The following is a 5,830-nucleotide window of genomic DNA, read 5'->3' as shown; positions in this document are numbered from 1 at the left end:
TCTTCGTTAGGCTACTTGCCTCCCGTTGAATTTAAAAAACACTTATCCCTTAATTTTTTTGTTTGAAAATGTGTTGCCATTCCAAAGTTTTATAACCAATAATTTGTAAATTACAAGCACTCATAATAGTTTCCCCTTTACAAGGAAGAGTTTTAAAAGAATACCTAAAATAATCTATTTATTTTATAATAATATTCATTATTTATCAGTAAAATCAAAAAGGCAGAGAAAACAATGATTAAAAAAACACATATAATTACTCGCACTATTGCTATTGCTATAGCTTTATTTCCATTATCAATACACGCTAATAATTCATTTGAAAAATCAAACGCAATACCTCAAAGCAGTGTTAGTTTGCAAGAGGCAAGAGCTAACTTTAAAACCAAAATTGTCAATCCAAAGGATTATAATGAAAAGCCACCTATTCCACCTAAAGATATCTTTTCATTAGTCTATTATCCGGCAAAAGATGGTGATATGTCAGCGTATTTAACACCAGATCCTAAAGATGGAAAAAAACATCCTGCTGTGATTTGGATTAGTGGCGGATTTGGTGGACAGGGGGGGGATGATTTTTGGTTTCCTGCACCAAAAACAAACGATCAAACTGGTAGTGCCTTTCGAAAAGCTGGATTAATTCTAATGTTACCAAGCTTTAGAGGGGAAAGCGGTAATCCCGGCCAAGACGAGATGTTTTTTGGCGAAATTGATGATTTAGAAAAAGCCCGTCAATTTTTAGCAGCTCAACCTTATGTTGATGCTAACAGAATTTATCTAGCTGGGCATAGCACTGGTGGCACCCGAGTTTTATTAGCTAGCGAACTGTTAACAGGATTTAGGGCTATCTTTTCTTTAGGTGGGGTAAGTGATGTACAAAAATGGTGGGGTAACAATGATCTATCATTCTTACCTTTTGATACAACTAACGTAGAAGAGTTTAAACTTAGATCACCAGGCTTTTTTATTGAATCAATCAAAACACCCACTTTTTATTTTGAAGGGGAAGAATATTACAACACAGACTTCAATGTTTTAGCGTCTATGGCAAAAAATAAAAATATTCCTTTTTATTCAAATATGATTAAAGGTGGCAATCATTTTACTATTATCTATCCAATCACCGAGTTAATTAGCCAAAAAATAATTAATGATACTAGTGAAAAGACAAACATTACTTTTACTCAAGAAGATATTAAAAAGATAGAAGATTCACTTTAAGTTAAAAAATTTAAACAGACTAGTTTACTATTAGCTAGTCTGAATTTATCTCATCTATTTACATCAACAAAGAACTCCTTTTATTTGCCCTGCAATCATTTTGTTTATCGTAACTTCTAAGCACCAAAAAGCAAAGTTCGCCTGCTAAATGGTGTACTGCGTACTAATGGCGAACACGAAGTGTTCTTCCAAGTACACAGCGAAGCATTTGCTAAACTTATTGTTGATATTATTTCTGAATAATCATCCAACAATAAACACAAAAAACCCCATCATTATGACGTTTTTTTTATTTTTTAGAATATACAAAATTGTTGTTTATATAAAAAGCGAAACTCAAGTAAATTCTTGGTTAATCACATTCATCAAACAATCGTATAACTAAAAATCCATACTCCATTGCCCCCTTTACTGCGGATGCAATAGAAACTAATTCTTCTTTGCTTAATATTTTGAAAATGAATATAAACAGATTTTTGTAAATAAATTTGTGTATTAACAAAAATAATTTAAAAAAAAGAGTTTTGTGGTTGTTTTTTAAACCAAATGTCACATTTGGTCACATAAGAATCATTTAATATATAAACACCATGAAATCATGGTGTTATTAACAAATACTATAAGGAGAATTAATATGTCAAATTCAGCCGGTTGGCCAAGTAAAACAGGTAACCCTTCTGGTGGTGGACGAGATAATAACCCACCGAAAAAATAATAATTGAAATAAAACTATTGCGACATATATTTTTTTGTTGCAATAGTTTTAATCTAATTCACTCATGACCTTATTAGTATATTCTTTAGACAATTCTTCAAACATTTTCTTCGTGCTTGGTTTAATGTCATCACCTAAAGGAATGTAATTAGCATAAACATATCCTTTCTTTTTTATGACATCATGATTTTGCATAAATTTGATATACTTTTTTAAATCATATATATTAATTTTATTTCTAGATTTGGCTTTTCTAAAAGAGTCATACCTTTGTTTGATTTCTTCTGCATTTAACATCCCACCACCTATATCAGTTGGATCATTATAGAATTCATCAAACAAATTACGTAAATTCCATTGAGCTAATTTTAGATAAGTTTCAAACTCTACCACAAGGTGTTCATATTCTGTACTAGTTTTTATTTTACCCATTAGTTAAAAAATTCCTTTTAAAAATTTTATTAAATCTATCTGGATTTTTTTGTAGCTAGAGTAATCAATATCACCTATAGTTTTTTCAAGCGCATAAACACATTTGCTAAATTTTTCTTTATAATAAGACCTATGTATCAGCTGATTATCATTAAGGCATGTATGTATAATGCTATATTCAACCTTTGTTGGGTACCTATTCTGAGTATGGGAGGATATCAAATTGTTAAATTGATATCCTCCTATACCAACCGCACCAGCAAAAATTAAACTAGCCATAAGACTTTTAGTAATCTTTTGTTTTTTATGACAGTGTGGACACTCAATATCTGGATCTGCATCAAATGTTTTATTACATTCTTTATTTACACAAATGCATTTCATCAATATTCCTTATAACACTAGAATTATTATAGTGTTGTATTTTAACGTATTTACTATCATTATGAAACTATTTTAAGCGATAAAATCTTAGTCCTATGATCGAGAAATGATGAGTGGCAACAGAACTGCCTAATAAAAAATCTTTTGGTAAATGGTTATTATTCATAACTAATTACCTATGTTCATTGATAATTCGAATTTAACCTAAAAGGGAAAATATAAGTATACTGGATGGTAAAGTTATTAATTACTATTAGGAACTATTGATCTATTGTATTAATCATATACCTCCATTACATTTTAGCCCATCATATAACATGTTAACGTGATCCTACCTATATAATGTCGCAAAGAGCTACTATACCGTGATAATGCGTTTTTTTGACTAGAGAGTAAATCGTGGGTAAATAGTGTTGCATTAGCTAAATTTACTCAAAATATCTCGCCACAGGCAACCAACGGCATTGGACATAAAATTTCTTCTAGTGTGTTGCTATGTGCCCGTTTATTGTAATATTTGACCCGTATTTAGTATTAATTTTTGTAGCTTTTCCCAATGGGTATCTGTTCACATGGCTTTAGGCATAAAGAGTTATTATTATTAATTTTTTGAGAAATTATGCTGTAACAACATCTTTATGCCTTTTTATTGAAATCTCAACAGCCCTAACAAAAATAATTAAAATTACTGTAATCAATAATACATTATAAAAAATGCACTATTTCACAATAATTGATTTACCTCGACCTCGAATATCTGATACAGCTTCGGGTTTATTGTCAGTGATTTTTATGGCTTGAATATCACCGCTAAAATCTTGCTGCTTAAACTGATAACCCATTTGTTTGAGTTGATCTTTTAAATCTTCTGGTACTTTATTTTGAAAACGCTCAATAAAGATAAGATTAGTTGGTAATAATTGATGGTGATAACGCGGAGCATCTATTGCTGCTTTTAATGACATATGGTTATCAAAGACATTCGTCACCACTTGAAAAATTGAAGTAAAAATCCTTGAACCGCCCGGTGTACCAATAACCATTGCGACATCATTATTTTTAATAAATATACTTGGTGTCATAGAAGATAAAGGGCGTTTATTTGGCTCAATTGCATTAGCATCTTTGCTCACAACACCAAACTGATTAGCAACACCTGGTTTACTACTAAAATCATCCATTTCATTATTGAGTATAATACCTGTGCCTTCTATTACAACCGCTGATCCAAACCAGCCATTAAGCGTATAAGTATTAGATGCCGCATTACCCCATTTATCCACAATAGAAAAATGCGTTGTCTGTAATTTTTCGCGATTAGTATCTAAACCAGGTTTAACTTGTTCAGTAATCGAAATAGCTTTTGGATTAACTTGCTTAGCTCTTTGCGCTAAATAATTAGTATCAATCAATTCAGTGACAGGTACAGAGATAAAATCAGGATCTCCCATATATTCGGCTCGATCGGCAAAAACACGTTTTTCTATTTCTGCTAATAAGTGAATATATTGTGGTGAATTCACTTTTACATCTTTGAAATCATTCGCGAGATCTTGTTTCATTAATAAAAGTTGAATTAAACCAACGCCACCTGAACTTGGCGGAGGAGCGGTAACAATCTGCATATCTTGCCAGTTAGCAACTAACGGAGCTCGCCATTTAGCCTGATAATTTGCCAAATCGTTTTCAGTAATTAAACCGTCATTTTTTTCCATCTGTTGTGCGATTAATTTAGCCGTTTCGCCTTTATAAAATCCGTCACTACCTTGGTTTGCAATACGCTCTAATACTTTACCAAGTTCGGGCTGTTTAAACACCTTTTCAGCTTGCATAGCACCAAAGTATTGCTTAAAGTGACCATTAGCAGGTGCAAGCTCGGCTGCTTCTTGATAACGTTTAACTAACTGTTTATCTACGGTAAACCCTTCATTAGCAAATCGAATAGCTGGTGCCATTACCTCTTTCCAAGATAATTTACCAAAACGTTGATGCACCGCCCACATACCGGCAACGGTTCCCGGTACTCCCGATGCTTTGTAAGAATATAAACTTAAATTAGGGATCACATTTTTATGATCATCAAGATACATATCTTTATCAGCTTTGCTTGGTGCAACTTCACGATAATCAATAAAATAAGGCTTACCGTCCATCCAAAGGGTCATAAAACCACCCCCACCAATGTTACCCGCTTCAGGATAAGTAACAGCAAGAGCAAATGCGGTAGCCACCGCAGCATCAGCTGCATTTCCACCTTTTTTTAAAATTTCTTGTGCAGCAATGGCACCATAAGAATCGGGCGAAGCAACTGCGCCAGCTTCTAATTTTTGTGTTACGTTTTCAACAGCAAGTACTTGTTGGCTTATCAGTAAAAATACAATAAAGTAGCAATACTTTATCAACTTACGTTTAAGATAAAACATTTTGCACCTCCTAATTAAAGTATTATTTATCGTACCCACTTAACAGCAAAATACATGAATCACATTAATAAATCATGTAACAATCGGTTAAGGGGAATCATCAATATAGCATAGAAAATAAAAATGTTGAGCAAATATTGATCAGACAGCCACAATGCAATGGTTTACCCTAACGTGTCATCTGCATGGAGTATCAATAATTGCTAAGACCAAAAATAAGATGATCAGTTAGCTTTACTCAATAGAGGCTGATAATTTAATATGCAATGCAATCGATGATAATAAAACTCATCTACATAGAGTAGCCAATCTATCTTCTTTGTTGAACATAGGTAACAAATAATTAAACTTTGCTGGAAAATGTTATTAAGAGGTGTCAAGGATGATGTATTTTCTTAACATAATTAGCCTTAAAAAACATAATCCGTTTAAATAAAGCTGATTTTTGTAAAAAAGTTTCAGGAAACACTACGTTTAAGTATAAAAAGGTAGTAAATTTAGTCGAAATGATTGCTTGATCCTTATAGAAAATAGGCGCAATTGATCTTTATGATTATAAATGAAAAAGAGTGGAATGGCAACACATTTTAGTACCAAAAAGATAAGGTCATCGATTTCTTTTGTATTCAATCGGCGACTGGTAATTTAATGTTGA

At 32.3% G+C, this 5,830-nt stretch carries 4 protein-coding genes and 1 pseudogene; 2 read left to right on the top strand and 3 right to left on the bottom strand.

Annotated elements, in window-relative coordinates; genetic code table 11:
- Positions 1-234: 234 nt before the first annotated feature.
- Positions 235-1,221 carry an alpha/beta hydrolase family protein gene (locus GQ593_RS12980; RefSeq protein WP_160432415.1) on the top strand — a complete coding sequence of 329 codons (987 nt, stop codon included), beginning with the start codon at positions 235-237 and terminating at the stop codon, positions 1,219-1,221.
- A 126-nt stretch (positions 1,222-1,347) separates the two neighbouring features.
- Positions 1,348-1,464, top strand: a pseudogene (gene rplI, locus GQ593_RS13900) (50S ribosomal protein L9); the annotation flags it as partial.
- A 520-nt stretch (positions 1,465-1,984) separates the two neighbouring features.
- Here rplI and GQ593_RS12970 read toward each other — a convergent pair.
- From GQ593_RS12970 to ggt, 3 genes are all read right to left on the bottom strand, one after another.
- Positions 1,985-2,368 carry a hypothetical protein gene (locus tag GQ593_RS12970; RefSeq protein ID WP_160432414.1) on the bottom strand — a complete coding sequence of 128 codons (384 nt, stop codon included), beginning with the start codon at positions 2,366-2,368 and terminating at the stop codon, positions 1,985-1,987.
- A 3-nt stretch (positions 2,369-2,371) separates the two neighbouring features.
- Positions 2,372-2,752 (bottom strand): hypothetical protein, encoded by a 381-nt coding sequence (locus GQ593_RS12965; RefSeq protein WP_160432413.1) that lies wholly within the window; start codon positions 2,750-2,752, stop codon positions 2,372-2,374.
- A 719-nt stretch (positions 2,753-3,471) separates the two neighbouring features.
- The gene (ggt, locus tag GQ593_RS12960; RefSeq protein ID WP_160432412.1) at positions 3,472-5,175 is read right to left on the bottom strand and encodes a gamma-glutamyltransferase; all 1,704 of its coding nucleotides are present in this window, start codon (positions 5,173-5,175) and stop codon (positions 3,472-3,474) included.
- Between the last annotated feature and the right edge of the window lie 655 nt (positions 5,176-5,830).

Origin of the sequence: Gilliamella sp. Pas-s25 (assembly GCF_009795885.1) — a bacterium.
Classification (GTDB): domain Bacteria; phylum Pseudomonadota; class Gammaproteobacteria; order Enterobacterales; family Orbaceae; genus Gilliamella.
The sequence above is the reverse complement of the archived record's forward strand: the minus strand, read 5'-3'. Positions and strand labels throughout refer to the sequence as shown.